Annotated in this window: 16 protein-coding genes; 5 read left to right on the forward strand and 11 right to left on the reverse strand. The window is 43.5% G+C overall.

Features of this window, described 5'->3' with window-relative positions:
• Position 1 precedes the first annotated feature (1 nt).
• From G4D82_RS07715 to G4D82_RS07760, 10 genes are all read right to left on the reverse strand, one after another.
• Positions 2-1,054: a HesA/MoeB/ThiF family protein gene (locus tag G4D82_RS07715; protein WP_166336303.1), complete on the reverse strand. Its 1,053-nt coding sequence runs from the start codon at positions 1,052-1,054 to the stop codon at positions 2-4.
• A 3-nt stretch (positions 1,055-1,057) separates the two neighbouring features.
• Complete coding sequence (locus G4D82_RS07720; protein WP_166336305.1) at positions 1,058-1,300, reverse strand: MoaD/ThiS family protein; 243 nt, start codon at positions 1,298-1,300, stop codon at positions 1,058-1,060.
• Between the two features lie 2 nt (positions 1,301-1,302).
• The gene (locus tag G4D82_RS07725) at positions 1,303-2,049 is read right to left on the reverse strand and encodes a sulfite exporter TauE/SafE family protein (protein WP_166336307.1); all 747 of its coding nucleotides are present in this window, start codon (positions 2,047-2,049) and stop codon (positions 1,303-1,305) included.
• Positions 2,050-2,079: 30 nt separating this feature from the next.
• Positions 2,080-3,249 (reverse strand): molybdopterin molybdotransferase MoeA, encoded by a 1,170-nt coding sequence (locus tag G4D82_RS07730; RefSeq protein ID WP_166336309.1) that lies wholly within the window; start codon positions 3,247-3,249, stop codon positions 2,080-2,082.
• Positions 3,246-4,163, reverse strand: a complete 918-nt coding sequence (locus G4D82_RS07735; RefSeq protein WP_317167564.1) for an XdhC family protein — start codon at positions 4,161-4,163, stop codon at positions 3,246-3,248. Before G4D82_RS07735 ends, G4D82_RS07730 begins: the two co-directional genes overlap by 4 nt.
• Positions 4,164-4,175: 12 nt before the next feature.
• Positions 4,176-6,422 (reverse strand): xanthine dehydrogenase molybdopterin binding subunit, encoded by a 2,247-nt coding sequence (locus tag G4D82_RS07740; protein ID WP_166336313.1) that lies wholly within the window; start codon positions 6,420-6,422, stop codon positions 4,176-4,178.
• On the reverse strand, positions 6,419-7,822 hold the full coding sequence (locus G4D82_RS07745; RefSeq protein ID WP_166336315.1) for an FAD binding domain-containing protein: 1,404 nt from the start codon (positions 7,820-7,822) through the stop codon (positions 6,419-6,421). The genes G4D82_RS07740 and G4D82_RS07745 overlap by 4 nt, the downstream gene beginning before the upstream one ends.
• 14 nt (positions 7,823-7,836) lie before the next feature.
• Positions 7,837-8,319, reverse strand: a complete 483-nt coding sequence (locus tag G4D82_RS07750; protein WP_207788144.1) for a nucleoside deaminase — start codon at positions 8,317-8,319, stop codon at positions 7,837-7,839.
• A 113-nt stretch (positions 8,320-8,432) separates the two neighbouring features.
• Positions 8,433-9,491, reverse strand: coding sequence for an NAD(P)-dependent alcohol dehydrogenase (locus G4D82_RS07755; protein WP_166336317.1), 1,059 nt, complete (start codon positions 9,489-9,491; stop codon positions 8,433-8,435).
• Between the two features lie 118 nt (positions 9,492-9,609).
• Positions 9,610-14,100 (reverse strand): T9SS type A sorting domain-containing protein, encoded by a 4,491-nt coding sequence (locus G4D82_RS07760; protein ID WP_166336319.1) that lies wholly within the window; start codon positions 14,098-14,100, stop codon positions 9,610-9,612.
• A gap of 200 nt (positions 14,101-14,300) precedes the next feature.
• Between G4D82_RS07760 and G4D82_RS07765 the strand changes: the two genes are divergently transcribed.
• A complete protein-coding gene (locus tag G4D82_RS07765) occupies positions 14,301-14,681 on the forward strand; it encodes a DoxX family protein (RefSeq protein WP_166336321.1) in 381 nt (126 codons plus the stop codon).
• Between the two features lie 73 nt (positions 14,682-14,754).
• On the opposite strand, the gene G4D82_RS07770 is transcribed toward G4D82_RS07765, so the two are convergent.
• A complete protein-coding gene (locus G4D82_RS07770) occupies positions 14,755-15,558 on the reverse strand; it encodes a TIGR00266 family protein (RefSeq protein WP_166336323.1) in 804 nt (267 codons plus the stop codon).
• 286 nt (positions 15,559-15,844) lie between these two features.
• Between G4D82_RS07770 and G4D82_RS14495 the strand changes: the two genes are divergently transcribed.
• The 4 genes from G4D82_RS14495 to G4D82_RS07790 all read left to right on the forward strand — a co-directional run bounded on the left by G4D82_RS14495 (position 15,845) and on the right by G4D82_RS07790 (position 19,292).
• Positions 15,845-17,578 (forward strand): sensor histidine kinase, encoded by a 1,734-nt coding sequence (locus tag G4D82_RS14495; protein ID WP_166336325.1) that lies wholly within the window; start codon positions 15,845-15,847, stop codon positions 17,576-17,578.
• A gap of 36 nt (positions 17,579-17,614) precedes the next feature.
• Positions 17,615-18,253 carry a response regulator transcription factor gene (locus G4D82_RS07780; protein ID WP_166336327.1) on the forward strand — a complete coding sequence of 213 codons (639 nt, stop codon included), beginning with the start codon at positions 17,615-17,617 and terminating at the stop codon, positions 18,251-18,253.
• Positions 18,254-18,565: 312 nt separating this feature from the next.
• On the forward strand, positions 18,566-18,898 hold the full coding sequence (locus tag G4D82_RS07785; RefSeq protein ID WP_166336329.1) for a DUF4870 domain-containing protein: 333 nt from the start codon (positions 18,566-18,568) through the stop codon (positions 18,896-18,898).
• Positions 18,899-18,929: 31 nt separating this feature from the next.
• The gene (locus G4D82_RS07790; protein WP_166336331.1) at positions 18,930-19,292 is read left to right on the forward strand and encodes a hypothetical protein; all 363 of its coding nucleotides are present in this window, start codon (positions 18,930-18,932) and stop codon (positions 19,290-19,292) included.
• Positions 19,293-19,337 lie beyond the last annotated feature (45 nt).

Consider the following 19,337-nt stretch of genomic DNA (forward strand, 5'->3'; position numbering starts at 1 on the left):
ATCACTTTTGAATCAAAGTTGCGACGCCATTTTCGAGGTGAAATACCGAAGTATATCCTTTTTTATTGAGGTAATTCGCCGCTTGAAAACTCTGGTTTCCGAACCGACAAAATAAGATAATTTTTTGGTCTTTGCGGTATTTTTCCAAATAGTTTTCGAGTTGGTCAATCGGCACATTGACGATATTCTCTGCTTGAATTGCAGCTTCTTCATAAGTTTCCTTGAGGTCGATAATTATCGTCGAATCATCATGGAGAAACCTCATAAAATCAATCTTAGAAACACTTTTAACGGCCTGAGAATTTCGTTGGTGAATATCGATTCCACGCAACAATCCGTGTTGCACCGCAAGCGCATTTTTCGGGATTTCGATGGTTTGTATTTGGGCCGACAATCCGTCGTAAATGAGTAACTTTCCGCTTAAAACACTACCGATGCCGAGAATGATTTTCAGTACTTCGGTGGCTTGTAAAATTCCTATCGTGTTGGGCAAAACGCCGAGCACGCCCGAATCGTCACAATTCAGAGCATTCAGATTTTCATTTTCCGGAAACAAACAGCGGTAAGTGGGGCCGAGCTCATAATTGAACACCGAAAGCTGGCCTTCAAACCGATGCACCGAAGCGTAAACCATCGGGATTTTCAGCACCAAAGCCACGTCGTTAATCAAGTAGCGAGCGATTAAATTATCGGTACAATCAATAATGATATCATAACCATCGGCAATTCCGAAAGCATTTTCTTCGGTAAAATTGCATTGATAAACGGCCAATTTGATTTCAGGATTCTGCTTCAAAATAGCTTCGGATGCAACCATTACCTTTGGTTTGCCTATGTCGTTTACGGTATATAAAACCTGCCGGTTCAAGTTGCTTTCCTGCACCAAATCTGCATCGACGATACCGATACAGCCTAAACCCGCTGCTGCCAAATGTTGTAAAACCGGACAGCCCAAACCACCGGCACCGATAACTAATACTTTAGCCTCAGCGAGTTTTTGCTGGCCGTGAGTTCCGATTTCGGATAAGGCGATTTGTTTTTCGTAGCGTTTCATGATTTATCCGCCGGCAAATGGTGGCAATAAGGCTATTTCGTCGCCATCAATTAGCGCTTCATTTTTACTAATCAGTTTCTCGTTCAAAGCAATCGAAAACGTAACATTCTTGATCTCAGGATATAACTCTTGAAGATAACAAAGTAACTTTTCAATAGTATCGATGGATGCATCTAAAGGTAAAAACGTTTCCTTTTTCTGGGTGAAATCGGCAATGATACCGAAATATTTTACCGTTAGCTGCATCGTTAAGTCGTGTATAATTTTAAAATCGCAATGCCTAAAACAAAAGCCAAAACATTGCGCAACGTGGCTGTATTGAACTTTCGGCTTCCGTAATAACTTCCGAGAATACCGCCAACCAGCACAACACTAATGACCGCTGCTGATGACAATGGCAAACTTCCGCCTTGGGAAACAAAACCAAAAAGCCCGGCGAGCGAATTCACGAAAATAAACAAAGCGGAAACGGCCGCAGTAGGCTTCATATTGGCCCAACCCAAAAACAAAATCACCGGGCTCAGGATAATGCCGCCGCCAATTCCGATCAAACCAGACAAAAACCCGATAGTGGCTCCAATAAGTAAAGCCAACGGAAAATTGACGGGTTTCAAAACGGCTTGTTCCTTACCGAAAACGCCGAGCAACCGCAAAACTGCAATAATCAAAACCGACGCTAGGATTACTTTATAATAATGGGTTTCAACCGTTAGCAATCCGCCCAAAAAAGAAAACGGAATTGAAGTCAAGGCAAACGGATAGAACAACTTCCAATCGAACTGTTTTTCGCGGTAATAAAAATAGAACGAAATTCCTGAGACCAAAATATTCAAGACTAAAGCCGTAGGTTTCATCACCGAAACGGGAAATGCAAAAAGGCTCATCACAGCAATATAACCGCTGGCACCGCCGTGGCCGACACTCGCGTACAGGAAAGCGACAATCGGCAAAAGCAACAGCAATAATGGCGTGTGTAAAAGTTCGCTGAACAACATCCTAAAATTTTATAGCCTACAAAGATAGCACTATAATAAATACAGCGCGACAGGTTCATTCGCGGGCAAACGGTAATTTCCACCGGGCACGTAAACCAGTGCATTTGCCAGCGCAAAAGTATCGAGCATTGATGAATCCTGATGGTCGAGAACTGTCACTTTTTCGCCGGAAACTATTGCTTTGAGAAACTGGTCGCGCGGATTGTTTACTTCCAAATCATGAGCGAGTTTACTTCGGGTTTTGGTTCCGTAGTTTGTTTGGTGACCCGACATTTTTTGAAGCGTCGGCCACACATAAACGTAAAAGCAAGTCAAACTCGCCGCAGGATTTCCAGGAAGAGCAAAAATCATTTTATTGTGATACTTTCCCGCGAACAAAGGCTTTCCGGGCTTTTGGTTGACTTTGTAAAATAAGGTTTCGACATTTAACTGCTGCAATGCTTTTCCAACGAAATCATAATCGCCAACAGAAATTCCGCCTGAAATCATCAGCAAATCGTTTTCTTCTATAGCAGATTTTATCGCGGATTGGGTGTTTTCAAAATCGTCATCTACTTGATACAAACTGATTTGATTGAAAAGCTTAGATTGTAAAGCAGCCTGTAACATGATTGCATTGCTTTCATAAACTTGCCCGTGTTGCAACGGATTTCCGGGCGCAGCCAACTCGTTTCCGGTGACGATAATCCCAACTTTAGGCTGATTGAAAACCTTGATCGAAGTCAAGCCCAAACCAGCAAGAAATCCAATTGCAGCCGGACTTAAAAAAGTACCTTTTTCAAGCGCAACGGCAGTTTTCCGGATTTGAGAACCCAAAGGCCGAACATTGGTTCCGGGCAAAATGGCTTCGTCTAGCAAAAGCTGGTGGCCGTTAGTGGAAACTTTTTCAATTTGAATCACTGCTTGAGCCGAATCAGGAACAGGCGCTCCGGTAAAAATCTTCGCCGCTTGGCCAGGTTTTAGTTGCACCGTTTGCGAATCTCCGGCTTTAACTTCACCCACAATCTCATAAGTCAATTTCTCGTGTAAGGCCAGCGCAAAACCATCCATGTTCGATTGTCTGAAAGGCGGCATGTTGATGGGCGAACAAATGGTCTCGGCAAGAATATATTGGTGCGCTTGAACCAGTGGAACTTCGATTTCTTTCAATCGAAAATCCAATTTTTCCAATATCGAAAAGGCTTCGGCAACGGAAATCATGTGGCTTTGTTTTTAACGCTGATGAGTTCTGCCGCAACACTGATGGCAATTTCCTGTGCCGATTCGCTTTTGATGTCAATCCCAATCGGCCAACACACGGCATCGAGTTGATTCTGGCTAAATCCGTCTTGAAGCAAATGATTTTTTAAAGTGGCGATTTTTTCCTGACTGCCCATCATTCCGATATATTTGAAACGACGACCGAGCAAACGCCTGATAATGATATCGTCGGTGCGATAACCAAACGACATAATCACTACATAAACATTGTTGCCTTCAGGAATTTCTTTGTCGATGTGTTCAAACTCGACGGTTTTCTGGAAATGCGCAAACGTATTGGCCTGCATCGTATTGAGGTTTTCGCGGTGATCGAGCACGTAAATCTCAAAATCGAGCCTTGCTAAAACTTCGCTCAAAGCCAAACCTACATGGCCGCCGCCGACAATATAAACGCGGTTGGGCAAGGTTACCGATTCGACAAATTCCCAATCGTGGTTAATCATTGGATGCAAATTGAGGTCAAGCCCTTTTTCAGTGTAACGGATATGCAGATTTTTCTTTTGGATAATAGCATCGATGGTGGCCAGATGGCTCAAATTCAAATCATAGAAAGCGATGGTTTGCTCACCGGAACAAATCATGCCTGACTGATCAGTTGGTGCTGTTTTGTCGTGAATCTGATGTTTAATAAACGGAAGAAAATGCTGCGTTTTAAGCAAACTGCGCGCGTATTCGACGAGTTTGTGTTCCATGATGCCGCCGCCGATGGTGCCGAACATTTGTTTCTCAGACACAGCCATCTTAAAACCTTTGCGACCCGGACTACTGCCTTCGTTGAAAATTACGACCATCAAAACAAGGCGGCGTTCTGCAAGCAAACATTCACGGACTTGTTTGTAAAAATTGATCACCACGGCTTGCGTTCTTTATTTCTTATACAAATCCATCAATACCTTCTCAGGCGTATAAGGCGCATTCACAGCTAGGTCTGCATTTGGATTGAATGCACGAACGGCATCGCGAATCGCAAAATAAGCTCCTAATCCGTACATCAACGGAGGTTCGCCCACCGCTTTGGATTTTTTAATCGCGAGTTCGTGGCCTTCAGTTTCCAGGTGTTTGATATTGATTTGTTTCGGCACCGAATAAATATCAGGCACTTTATAAGTAGACAAAGCATTGGAAAGTAACCTGCCTTGGTCGTTGTAGACAATTTCTTCGAGTGTCATCCAGCCGATGCCCTGCACGAGTCCGCCTTCGATTTGGCCATTGTCGATATCGGTGTTCATGCTTTTCCCGAAATCGTGCACCACATTGACCGCATCGAATTCGTAAGTACCTTTTAAGCAATCTACGGTTACTTCAACAATTGCGGTTCCATATACGTGATAGGCAAACGGATGGCCTTTTTCTTTGGTTTTATCATAATGGATGGTTGGCGTAGCGTAGTGTGCGTTTTCAGTCAAGGCAACCCGCAACACATGGGCTTTCATCACCAAATCGGGCCAACTGATTTCAGTAGCTTTATCGTTAGCGAAAACAAACTCGTCGTTGATTTGGATTTTATCAGTATTGAGTTCTTTTTGAGCGACCGTAATCAATCTTTCCAAAAGCGCGTTACAAGCCAGTTGCAAAGCCTTTCCGTTCAAATCCGCTCCGGCACTCGCAGCAGTAGGCGACGTGTTGGCCACCCGCAAAGTATTGGTCGATTCGATGCGCACCCTTTTCGCGCTGATGCCGAAAGTTTCGGTCACGATCTGGAGCATTTTCGTATTGACGCCTTGCCCCATTTCGACTGCTCCGGTGCTCACCACAATACTACCATCGTGATAAATATGTACCAAGGCGCGCGCGTGGTTCATCATGGTGTTGGTGAACGAAATTCCGAAACAAATCGGTTGCACGGCAAGTCCTTTTTTGTATCTGGAATTGGTAGCATTGAAATCGGCTACTCGCTTTTTCTGTTGTTCGTATTGGTAAGTCGCGGTACAATCGTCCCAGGAAGCATGCGCATTGGTTTGCTGTAAAATCTGTCCGTAAGACAATTCGTTGCCATCGACCACTAAATTCTTTTTCTGGATTTCCGCCGGGCTGACGCCTAAAGTTTCCGCTGCTTTGACAATCGCTGCCTCAATTGCAAATTTCCCTTGCGGACCGCCAAAACCACGAAAAGCGGTATTCGGAGGCAAATTGGTTTTACAACTATAAGCTTTCGCGTTGACATTCGGAATGTAATAAGCATTGGTCGAATGGAACAAAGTGCGCTCCATCACGGCCGGCGACAAATCGGCTGCGGCACCTGCGTTTTGGTAATGCGTCACTTCGTAAGCTAATATTTTCAAATCTTTGGTCAAACCGATTTTGAAATCAGCCGAATACGGATGGCGTTTTCCGGTCATGCGCATATCGTCCATGCGGTGCATCGACATTTTCACGGGTTTGTGTAAAACTTGCGTTGCCAAAGCCACCATGACAGCCCACGGAGTAGCTTGGTCTTCTTTTCCACCGAAACCGCCACCGAGACGAACCGTATCGATTTCTACTTTGTGCATCGGAATATTTAGCACGCGCGCGACCATTCTTTGTACCGCTGTTGGGCCTTGTGTGGAAGAAGAAATCACGATGCTGCCATCTTCTTTCGGACGAGCATAAGCACCTTGGGTTTCAATGTATAAATGCTCCTGGCCGTTGACATCCGAGCGTCCTTCGATGATGTGCTCACACTCTGACCAAGCCTCTTCGGTATTGCCCAGTTTAAAATTGCGCGGCGGCATGATGAGTTTGCCATGCGCTTGGGCTTCCCTAGGATTAACAATCACAGGAAGTTCTTCGTAAACTACCTTAATTAATCTAGCTGCTTGGCGGCAATGGTGTTCAGAATCGCCTACAATCAAAGCAATCACTTGGCCTCTGAAATGAACTTCACCGTCAGCAAACAAGGGTTCATCTGGAATGATGCCGCCAATTTGGTTTTCGCCGGGAATGTCTTTCGCGGTAAGGATGGCCACGATACCTTTTGCTTTCGAAGCGGCTTCTAAATCTAGACTTTTGATTTTGGCGTGGGCAACGGTAGCATCAAATGGCAAAGCATATAAAGTGCCTTGTAATTCCTGAATGTCGTCGAGGTAAATCGATTTTCCCCGAACGTGGTTTTGTGCATCTATATTAATCATACGAGATCATTGATGTTAATCGTATCGGGAAATAACTCGATGAAATGCGCGAAGAACAATTGTCGCCCGAGCAATCGTTTGTAGGATTCGGTACCGCGCGCATCACTGATGGGTGAGATTTCGGTTTGCAAGATAACTTCAGCACTTTTGAGAGTTTCTGTTGCAATTGATTTGCCTTTCAAGAACTCGCTGGTTTTGGCGAGATATTTCGGAATCGGACCAACGCCACCCATTGATACATTGGCTTCGGTAATTATTTGATTTTCGGTTTTGAGATACATTGCAGTATTCACACTGGCGATATCCAAATATTGGCGTTTGCAAACTTTTTCGAAATGGAATCGAGCCGTGTTACTTGGTATTTCGAAAGTGATTTCGGTGATAATTTCATCCGCTTTTTTATCGAGCGTTTTGTAACCAAGGTAGAAATCTTTGAGCGGCAATTTCCGACGTACGCCATTTTTATCGGCCAAAGTCAGTTCGGCTTTCAAGGCCAAAAGAATGATTGTGAAATCACCAATAGGCGATCCGTTGGCAATGTTTCCGGCAATCGTTGCAATATTTCGAATCGGTGTCGAGGACAACAATTTCATGTACTGATACCAATTCGGAATTGCCCCAAGTAAAGTGTCATTTTGCATCAAATCAGTAACCGTTACGGAAGATTTGATTTTGCATTTAGAACCATCAATGATAATTCCGTTGAGTTCGTTCCTGTCGAACAAATATTCCAAATCCATGGCGTGCATTTCCTCGTGTTTCTGAACGTAAAGATCGGTTCCGCCACCAATAGGCACGGCGCCGCTACTCGCATAAGCCTCTACTTGGATTGCTTTTAACCTAGATTCAATTTCTGTAAAATAACTTGGGATAAAGTCGTTTTCAGCCAACCATTTCAGAGGATTTTTGTCGTCTTTCTGTTGCAATTGCGAACTGAATTTTGCCGTGGCGCGTTCAATCGATTTATAACCGGTGCAACGACAAATGTTGCCGTCAATCGCGCTGATGGCATTCTCATACGTTGGCTCAGCACTCGTGAGCGCAAAGCCGCACATCGAATTCACAAAGCCCGGCGTGCAGAAACCACATTGCGTTCCCGAGCTTTCGACCATGGCTGCTTGTGCGCGGTTGAGTTTGTCGGGCAAATTCATTCCTTCGACCGTCACCACGTGTTTGCCATGAACATTCGGCAGTGGTGTTAAACAAGAAGTGGCGCTGATATAATCGAGTTTTCCGTTTTTGAGAGAACCAATTAGAATCGTGCACGCACCGCAATCGCCTTCACGGCAGCCAATTTTGGTTCCGCGCAGGTTTTCATCATAACGAATGAAATCAAGCAAGGTAGTGCTGGCCGCTTTTTCGGTCTCGATGAGCCGGTCATTTAATATAAATTGAATCATGGAATCGTTTGGAATCAGTATTCTATTTTCTTGGTACTTTCACTCCAAAGGCGGAAGGCTTCTAGGGCTTCGTCGCGCATCATTTGGACGGTTTCAAGTTTTCTGTTGGTGTAAGGAATTTCAATTTCCTCGTAAATGAATTGGTCGTCGAACTGGATATCAGCCGCATCTTTTTTGGTATTGGCGAAGTACATTTTATCAGGTCGCGCCCAATAAATAGCACCTAAGCACATTGGGCAAGGTTCGCAACTAGTATAAATTTCACAGCCGTCGAGCTGAAAACTCCCGAGTTCTTTACAAGCATTTCTTATCGCCACTACTTCAGCATGCGCCGTTGGGTCATTGGTTGATGTTACTGAATTGGCTCCGCGCGCGATGATTTTTCCGTCTTTGACAATCACGGCTCCAAATGGGCCGCCTTGTCCGCTGGTTACATTTTCAATCGACAGGCGAATGGCCTCCTGCATAAATTCATTCTTGTTGGTTGTAGCACACATATTATTTATTTTCGGTAAATATAGTAAAAGTTGTAAATTTGCCTTAAAGTGTCGGTTGACACAAAAAAACAGCGACTTATAACAGCCGCTGCTTTTACGAATATTTAAATTGGTTAGGCTTTAAGTGATGCCATATCGATCACAAAACGATACCGCACATCGCTCTTGAGCATTCTTTCGTAGGCGTGGTTGATGTCTTGGATTTTAATCAGTTCGATTTCCGATACGATGTTGTGCTCGCCACAGAAGTCCAGCATTTCCTGAGTTTCAGCAATGCCGCCAATCAGCGAAGCCGCCACTGCCTTTCGGCCCATAATCAACGGAACGGTATTGAGAATCGGATCTAAACCGCCGAGATAACCTACCAACACCAAAGTACCATTAATGTTCAAAGTACCTACGTAAGGGTTAACATCATGAACGTAAGGAACCGTATCAATAATGAGGTCGAACTTGCCTTTGACAGCTTCCATTTGAACATCGTCAGTTGAGATAACTACCGCGTCGGCACCCAAATCGAACGCATCTTTTTCTTTGCCCGGGCTTCTAGAGAACAAAGTAACATCGGCGCCCAAACCTTTAGCCAATTTAATAGCCATATGCCCTAATCCGCCCAAACCGACTACAGCTACTCTGGTTCCTTTACCAACTTTCCAGTGGCGCAAGGGCGACCAAGTAGTAATTCCGGCACACAACAAAGGCGCAGTGGCTGCGAGGTCAAGATTCTCGGGAACTTTCAAGACAAAATGCTCTTCAACAACAATTTTCTCCGAGTAACCACCGTAAGTCATACCGCCCAAATATTTGTCGGTGCTGTTATATGTACCGACCCAGCCGTTAAGGCAATATTGCTCTAAATCCTGTTGGCAACTGCTGCAAGTTCCGCAAGAGCCGACCAAACAACCTACAGCAGCGAAATCGCCTACTTTGAGTTTGCTTACTTCATTTCCCACACGAGTGACTTTCCCTACAATTTCATGACCCGGAACGGCCGGATAAGTCGTGAAACCCCAATCGTTGCGCGCAGTATGCAAATCGGAATGACAAACGCCACAATACATAATTTCGATTTCGATGTCTTTCGCCTGCACTTCGCGACGGTCGATGTTCATTTGGGCCAAATCATTTTCGGGAGCCGAAGTCCCGTAGGCTTTAACAGCGTTTGTTTTCATAGCTTGATGGATGAGATTAAAAATTTTCAAAAAACCTAAAGGTAAGGATAAATTCTATTCAACAAACCATAAAAAAGGCAACCCGATTAGGATTGCCTTCTATTTTAAAATGAATAGATTAGTATTTCATGACCCTTCTGGTGAACGTGCTTTCGCTAGTCTCGAATTTCAACAGATACATGCCTTGTGGCAAAGTTTTCAAGGAAACGCTATACTGCTCGGCAGACTGTTGATAGCTTTCGCTTTGAATCAATTGTCCTGAAATAGAATAAACGCTTACCGAACGAATGTTTAGGTTATTTCCTTGCAAGTAGACTTGATCTGAAGTCGGGTTCGGGAATAACGTTAAGGTTACCGATTCGTTTTGGTCGACACCTAAAGCACTACAAAAATCGCTCGGATCAGTTACCGTTACTGTTACCGTTTGTTGGGTCACATTTCCGTGAATATCCAAAATAGTAACCGTGACCACATGATCGCCTAATTCGGTACAGTTGAAAGTATTCGGAAATACTGAAATTCCTGCAATACCACAATTATCAGTAGCGGTTCCGTTTTCGAGTTGTGCTGCAGCAACAGTTACATTTCCGGTTACGTCTACTGATACGGTAGTGTCTGTTAGCGTTGCCGTTGGTGGTGTGTTATCGCCAATTAAAACATCTTGGGTTTGCGTCGTGGCGTTTCCGCTGGCATCGGTATAAGTCCAGGTGATTGTAGTAACGCCTTGGGCCACAATCGGGAAAATGGCATCGTTGGTTACAGTAACCACAGAGCAATTATCGGTGGCTGTTGGCGCGGTAACATCGGTAATATCTACTTGACACTGTGCTGTAATGTCGGCTAAAACTGCAATATCAGGCGTTGGCGCTGTCGTATCGTTGATCACAATATGCTGTTCTTGGGTTGACGTATTTCCGTTGGCATCGGTGTAAGTCCAAGTAATCGTAGTCGAAGCGGTAATCGGGAAAATTCCGTCATTGGCTACCGAAGCTACAGAGCAATTGTCGGTCGCGGTCGGCACGACTAAATCAGCTTCCAGCAGTTGACATTCGGTAGTAACATCAGGCAATACAGCTACATCGGGAGTTGGTGCTACAGTATCGGTAATGACGATATTCTGATCTTGGGTTGATGTATTTCCATTGGCATCAGTGTAAGTCCAAGTAATTGTTGTCGATACCGTAATAGGGAAAACCGCATTGCTAGACACGGTCACCGCCGAACAATTATCGGTTGCTGAAGGAACAGTCAAATCAACTTCTACAACTTGGCATTCTCCACTCACATCAGCCAGCGAAGCCGCATCAGGATTTGGCACTGTCGTGTCATTAATTACAATATTTTGGGTTTGCGTCGATGTGTTGCCGTCGCCATCAGTGTATGTCCAAGAGATTGTTGTTGAAACAGTAATTGGGAATATTCCGTCATTGGTGATACTAGCCACACCCGAACAATTGTCTGTCGCCGAAGGAACAACCAAATCGGTTTCAAGCACTTCACATTCGGCTGTAAAGTCTGCCAAAACTGCATTGTCAGGCGTTGGCCCTAAAGTATCGTCGATAATGATGTTTTGGGGTTGCGTAGTGCTGTTTCCGTTGGCATCAGTATATTTCCAGATGATGGTTGTGGAAGCCGTAATTGGGAAAATCCCATCGTTGCTCACGGTCACCAATCCTGAACAATTATCGGTAGCTGTTGGCTGCACTAAATCTGTGTCAAGAATTTCGCATTGACCGTTAACATCTGCTAAATCAGCAAGGTCAGGCGTTGGCGCGGTAGTATCGTTGATGACAAAGATATTCTGGGTTTGACTATTGCTGTTTCCGCTCGTATCGGTGTAAGTCCAGGTTATAATGGTCGAAGCGGTAATTGGGAAAACACCATTATTGGTTACAGTTACCGCAGCGCAATTATCGGTAGCCGACGGCACGACCAAATCTGCTTCCAGTACTGCACATTGCGAAACTACATCGTCTAAAACTGCGGCATCCGGAGTCGGCGCTGTAGTATCGTTGATGATGACATTCTGGGTTTGCGTTGAGGCATTTCCGTTGGCATCGGTAAAAGTCCACGTAATTATTGTAGATGTTGCAATCGGGAATATGGTATTGTGCGTTACCAATACAACCGAACAATTATCGGTTGCAGTTGGCGCTGTTATGTCAGACTCAAAAACCTGACATTCGGCGGTAATATCAGCTAGGGTAATCGCGTCGGGTGTTGGCGCTGTAGTATCATTGATAACAATATTCTGCTCTTGAGTCGAGGCGTTTCCGTTGGCATCTGTGAAAGTCCAAGTAATCGTCGTTGTCGTATAAATCGGGAAAGTCGCGTTGTGGGCAACCGTCACACTTGAGCAATTATCGGTCGCAGTCGGTGTGGTTAAATTGGCCTCTACCACTTGGCAAAGTGCTACCACATCATCTAATATAGTATTGTCTGGCGTTGGTGCAGTTGTATCATCAATTACGATATTTTGGGTTTGGGTAGCGGTATTTCCGTTAGCATCTGCAAATGTCCAAGTAATCGTGGTTGACGCCGTGATAGGGAAAATGCCATCGTTGGTTACAGTAACTACAGAGCAATTATCGGTAGCGGTGGGCGCAGTCAAATCGGTTTCGACTACTTCGCATTGGCCGTTTACATCTGGTAATATTGCAGCATCAGGAACAGGCGCAGTAGTATCGCTGATGATGATATTCTGTGTTTGGGAAGACGTGTTTCCGCCGGCATCTGCATAGGTCCAAGTAATGGTCGTTGCGGTAGTGACCGGAAAAACTCCGTCATGGGAAACAGTAACAATACCTGAGCAATTGTCTGTCGCGGTAGGCACAACCAAATCAGACTCGCGTACTTCACAGTCAGCAACAATATCAGCCAATGCAATCGTGTCGGGTGTTGGCGGAGTCGTATCGTTGATTACTATGTTTTGGGTTTGTGTTGAAGAGTTTCCATCGCCGTCGGTATAAGTCCAGGTAATCGTAGTCGAGGCAATAATTGGGAAAACACCATCATTGGTAATGCCTGCCACGCCAGAGCAGTTGTCAGTCGCCGAAGGAACAACCAAATCAGTTTCAAGCAATGCACACTCTGCCGTGAGGTCGGTCAATACAGCCAAATCCGGTGTTGGGCCTAGCGTATCGTCGATGATGATATTTTGGATTTGCGAAGTACTGTTTCCATTGCCATCGCTGTAAGTCCAATTAATGGTTGTAGAAGCTGTAATCGGGAAAACACCGTCGTTGGTTACGGTCACAATTCCCGAGCAATTGTCAGTAGCCGTTGGCGGCACAAGGTCGGTTTCTAGCAATTCACACTGAGCCAAGACATCGGATAAAACAACGGTATCTGGCGTCGGTGCTGTGGTATCGTTGATGATGATATTCTGCAATTGACTTACCGAATTTCCGCTCGGGTCGGCAAAAGTCCAGGTAATGGTTCTCGAGGCTGTAATTGGGAAAACACCGTCATTGGTTATGCTGGCAATCGAGCAATTGTCGGTAGCGGTGGGTATCACTAAATCTGTGGCAGACAAAGCGCACTGTGAAACCACATCAGGCAACACGGCTGCATCAGGAACCGGATTGGTCACATCATCAATAATAATTCGTTGGGTTTGAGTAACTGTATTACCACTCGGATCGGCAAAAGTCCAAGTAATGATTGTAGAGGCCAAAATCGGGAAAATTCCGTCGTTGGTTACCGATGCAACAGAGCAATTATCCGTTGCTGTTGGAGCAATCAAATCGGCTTCACTGACTTGGCAAAGCGCGTGAAAATCTGGTAAAGAAGCTGTATCAGGCACTGGCGCATCAAAATCATCGATGTAAATATCTTGGTCTTGATAGCTCACATTTCCGTTTTCATCGGTGTAATACCAAGTAATCAAAGTTGAACGTAAAATCGGGAAAGTTGCATTATTAGTAACCGTAACCAAACCGCCACAATTGTCGGTAGCTGTTGGTGGTACCAAATCGGTTTCGGCGACTTGACAGAGCGCGTGCACGTTGGGCAAAATCGCTACATCAGCAACCGGTTCGGTAAAATCATTGATGTAAATATCTTGGTCTTGGTAAGAGAAATTTCCTGTCGCATCGGTATAAGTCCAGGTAATTAAAGTGGAAACTGTAATCGGGAATACCGCGTTGTTGGTCACTGTTACCGCAGAGCAATTATCGGTCGCGGTCGGCACAGGTAAATCTGTAGCTTGCACTGCACATTGTGAAAAGAAATTTGGCAAGATCGCCACATCGGGAACCGGAAGTATAAAATCGAGAATGTTGATGTTTTGGTTGGCGGTTTCAATACCACCGAGTTCGTTGATGAATTCCCAAACAATAGTTGTAGTTCCGGTAGCTGTAATTGGGAAAATACTCAAATCAGTCGTGGGCGTTACTGTATTGCCGCAACTGTCTACAATTTCAGGAATAGTCAAATCAGTAAATTCGACCGCGCATTGCGAATTATAACTCGGAAAAAGCAACGGCAAGTTCAAATCGCAAGCTGTAGTAGCCATTTGATTTTTAGGATTTGGCCCTGAAGCCTGTGCCCAAGAAGACACAGTAAACACTACCGTAAGTACGGCAGAAAACAGTAATCGTTTTTTCATAAGGATGTTGTTTAGTTAAGGTAAAAATAGCAAACGCCATGAGCTGATTTTAAGAAAAACTTAGAGGATATGAACAAATCTATCCACAGAAAACCATCAGTTTTAGATTACATTTCTACGAATTGTTTTTTGAATTAATTTTCTAACTTCGTGATGAAATGTTCTTTTCTTTTCTTTACTTACCAACAAAACTAACGATTATGAAAAACAAAATCCTTTTTGTCGCCTCGCTGCTCTTCGGGTTGATGTTCATCAATGCCGGACTCAACAAATTTTTTGAGTATATGCCGATGCCGGAAAATCTGTCTGAAAAAATGATGAAAACCATGCAAGCCTTCATGGAAATCGGCTGGTTGATGCCGCTGGTTGGCGCCGCTGAAGTTGTGGGCGGATTGTTGGTGATTTTTCCAAAAACCAGAGCTTTGGGCGCGCTGATTATTGTTCCTATTATGTTCGGCATCATGCTCACTAATACTGTGACCGACAGCAGCGGATTGCCGATAGCACTGGTTTTCTTAGCGATGCTGCTTTGGATGCTGTATGAAAATAGGGCCAAGTACGCACCGTTACTAGAAAAATAAATTCATAAAAAAGCCGCAAACTCAAATCCAGTCTGCGGCTTTTTTATGTCTTACAGAGAAGCGGTCCTTTCTATTAAAAACGATTGTCACCGTCGAGCAAATTGCCCAATCCGCCGAGCAGGCTACCTTCTTCACGAGAGCTTCCACCATTTTTTGGTGCCGATGCTATAATTCGATCGGCCAATCTGCTGAAAGGTAAGGATTGTACGTAAACCGTTCCGGGACCACGCAAGGTAGCGTAGAACATTCCTTCGCCACCGAATAAAGTATTTTTGATGCCTCCGATGAATTCAATATCATAATCGACATCCTTTGTAAAACCGACAATACATCCTGTATCCACTTTCAGCACTTCACCAGCAGCCAATTCTCTTTTGGCTAAAGTACCTCCAGAATGCACGAACGCCATGCCGTCGCCTTCAAGTTTTTGCATGATGAAACCTTCGCCTCCGAAAAGACCGCGGCCCAATTTTTTAGAGAATTCTATTCCGACCGAAACACCTTTAGCGGCACACAGGAACGAATCTTTCTGACAAATAAAACGTCCGCCAAATTGCATCAAATCAATGGCGATGATTTTTCCTGGGTAAGGCGACGCAAAACAAACCTGACTTTTGCCTTGATTCTGATTCTGATAGGCTGTCATGAACAAACTCTCGCCAGTTAAGACTCGTTTACCGGCTGAGAGCAATTTGCCGAACAAACCACTTTGCTGCTCTTGCGATCCGTCGCCAAAAATGGTTTGCATCGTAATCCCGCTGTCCATCATCATAAAACTGCCGGCTTCTGCAACAACTACTTCCTGAGGATCAAGTTCGATTTCAACATATTGCATTTCTTCACCAAAAATGCGGTAATCTATTTCGTGTGCTTGCATAATATTAGTTTTTAAATTTAACGGCATTAGTTGAAAATGCATTCCGCTTGTTACAAAGTTAAACGGTTCCTCCTATTTTTAAATGGAAACCTTTTCTAAAATATCCTGCAGCATTCTCTACTTGATTTTAAGATTGATGATTTGTAGAACATATTCTACAGCGGTTGACAAAATGTATTACACTTTTATCGCTAGGCGTGGTTTATTTTTGTCCGTAAATAATTAAAATTTATTTTTGCCGCCCCAACTCTTTAACGTTTGTTGAAACCTGCGAAAGCAACCAACCGTGAAAAGTCTCAAATTGAATTTCATCCATTCCCGATTACTGAAAATCCGTGGGCGCAAACCCCTGCATTATACTTTATTGACCAGCATTGTGCTGCTGCAACTTTTGGCTTTGCTGCTATGGTACAACGAAACCATCCATCAGAAACAAATCGAAAATGCTTTTGATGAAGCCCAAAAAGCGCGAAAAATTCATTTGCTGCCCAATCAAATCAACGGCGCACTGATGCAATCTCAGCAATATTTCGACGATTACATCCAGAATAAAAACCCAGAATCGCTGCAACGTTATCAGTTGTTGCTTCAACAAACTACTGTGATGATTGATGGTTTGAGGCTTTCGGCAAAAAACAGCGAGGCTTTCAGAGAATTATTGGGCAAGAAAAATCAGACGCAAACCGAAATTTCTGAATTAAAAAATCTCATCGATTCAATTTTAAAAAACCCCATTCCTAAAGTCAATTCGAGTATCAGCCCCTACAAATTTGATGGCGTTAATTATCAAAAAATACTCGACAGCGTAAAAACCAACACTTATATTAAAGTTGATAATATCGCACAGAAAGGCTTGATCCGCCGACTCATTGCGGCCTTTGCGGGAAAAGTTGATATTCGGAAAGAGCAACTCAATACGGTGGTCACAATGAAATACAAAGACAAAATCATCACCGGAACCATCGAAGATTTACTCAAGAGCGTCATCATCAACACCAATAAACACTATGCTTTGGAAGTGCGCAAATTGCAATCGTCGTTTATGAAACTCCATCAGAAAGATTTGCAACTCATCAGTTTGAACAACCAGCTTTTACTTTTAGCCAACCAACTGCTACCCGAATACGAAGCTGCTGCACGAAAATTAGAGCACCGTAATCAGCAAAAAGCACTGAGCCAACTTCAAACCAGCAAGTACATCCGCAGTTACGGGATTGCGATTTTGATATTGCTGATGTTTGTGATTTCGATTGTTTTGTTCCGCTTTACGCAGATGGCGTTCCGTTATGAGAAACGACTCGCCGATGCCCGCGATAAAATCAGCCGCAACTTGAGTTTCAAGAATCGGATTGTTGGAATGATCAGCCACGAGATTCGATCGCCTTTGCAAATTCTTTCCATCTACAGCCGTAAAATCGGAATCACTTCACAAGACGAAGCACTCAAGGAAACCTTCAAATCAGTCGAATTTACAACCGGTTCGCTGCTGTTGTTGGCCAATCAAATTCTCGAATATTACAAAGACGAACCGATGCAGCTCAAAAACTCCAAATGCAACTTGAGCAACGAAATTAACCAAATTATTACTGCTCTAACTTCGTTTGTAGAAAGCCATGGCAACAAAATCGTAGTGCATTCGCAACTAAAAAACCAAGAAATGGTATATGCCGATGTAGCGAAAATTCATCAACTATTTTATAACTTGATTGGCAATGCAAACAAATTCACGCAAAATGGTTTGATTGCTATCAATATCAACCTTGAAGATCTTTCGGATTATGAATATAAATTGCACGTAACCATTCAGGATAACGGCGCTGGGATTGCCGCCCAAGAACTAGAACATCTTTTCGAGCCGCATTATCAAGGTGCCACTTCTGGGCAACATCATTCCGGGATTGGTTTGGGGCTGAGTCTTTGTAAAGAAATCGTCACGCTTTTCGATGGCGAAATTCAGATAGAAAGCCAAGAAAATAAAGGTACTGTAGTTACTTTTTATTTAACTTTAAGCAAAATCTGACCAACAAAACTTAACTTCACCTAAAACCGTGCAGCTATGAATCCGAAGCCAACGCATACTTTTCTAATTGCCGATGACCACAGTGTAGTACGACAAGGCGTTTCACTACTCATTCGCGAATTGTTTTTCAACGCTCAGATTCTGCAAGCCGGTTCTTTCAAAGAAATTCTAGCCACACTCAAACTGCATCCAATCGATTTACTGATACTTGACATCAGTTTTCCGGACGGCAATAGTTTGAACCTCATCAGTCAAGCCAAGGCACTACAACCTGAAATTAAAATATTGATTTTTTCAGCTTACGATGAAAACCTTTATGCCTTGCGCTATCTCAATGCAGGTGCGTCGGGTTATCTTAATAAAGGATGTAACGAAGAAGAAATGAAACAAGCCTTACGCGGCATGATGGTCTCTGGAAAATACATTACCCAAAACATCAAAGACCAAATTTTGGATTCGTACATCTCCAAAAAACCGCTAAACCCACTTGAACTATTATCTGACCGCGAAGTGGAAGTAGCGCGTTTGCTTATTAAAGGTTTTGGCAATATGGAGATTTCTGAAACGCTCAAAATCAAGAAATCGACCGTGAGTACTTTCAAGAACCGCATTTTCGAAAAACTTTCCATCGACAATTTGGCAGATCTGATCGATTTGTTTCAATTGTACAGTTAAAGCCTATTTTTTGTCGAAATCATTCTACAAACATCACTGGTGCGTTCTACAAAACTTCGCACTCGGCCGAGTTAGCTTTGTCTTGTCTGATTCTGATTGATAAAGTCCATAATCAAAGAATGAGTGTTTGTTATTAGTTGTGTTAACCCGATGCTGTAACCGCTCACAGTCCCAGGTTTTATTAGGATACAGCACTCGGAGCCACATCAGAATTCAGACTAATCTGCAAAGAATAGCGCCTCCGATGGTTTGGGGATAAATAAATTCGGAGGCCGCTATTTCTTTAAAAACTACAAAACAACAACAAAGAAAATGATGACCCGAAAAAAGGTTTCGACCCTGAGTTACCTCACTGCCATCGGCTGGCTTTTGGCTTATCGTTGTTATAAAAAAGGCGCGCGTACTTCGCTGGCCAAATACCATCTGGAACAATCCCTTGGCATGGGAATTATTGTCTTTGTTATGAATTTGTTGCTAGTTCCTTTGGTTTTAATCAATACCGTTTTTGCCCCAATACTATTTTTTAGCAATTTGGGATTGGTGATACTATGGATGATCGGACTGATAAGCGCTTATCATGGTGTGAGACTGCCATTGCCGTTTATTGGATTTTATTTTAGGGATAAATTCCGATTCATCCCATAGTAGCCAATCTTAACCTGTCTGAAACCACTTTATGATTGCGCAAATCAACACCTTGATCGATAGCAAACTTCATTTACTTTTCCACGCTGAAAATCAAATTTTACCCTTGCTTGAATTTAAAAAATCGGGGAAAAGCAAACTTCAAGACGCGAAAATTCTAGCCGAAATGATGCAATTCAAAGGGTTGATTTCGCCGTATCCTGAAAAAGAAAACCACTACCAACTCACAGACTTCGGAAGGCAAATTTGTGAACAAGGCGGTTGGTGTTTGTATTTGGAGCAACTTCAAAACAAAAACTCCGGAACTGAAATCGCGGCTGTCGCTTTATCCGTTGAAAAAACTTCTTGGAAACAATCCGTTAAATCTTTCCTACAATCATTGATGAAAGATTAATGCTTAAATCCAGAGATGCATTAAAAAACCACCTTCTTTTTCAAA

The sequence above is a fragment of the Flavobacterium lotistagni genome, from assembly GCF_011392125.1.
Classification (GTDB): Bacteria; Bacteroidota; Bacteroidia; order Flavobacteriales; family Flavobacteriaceae; genus Flavobacterium; species Flavobacterium lotistagni.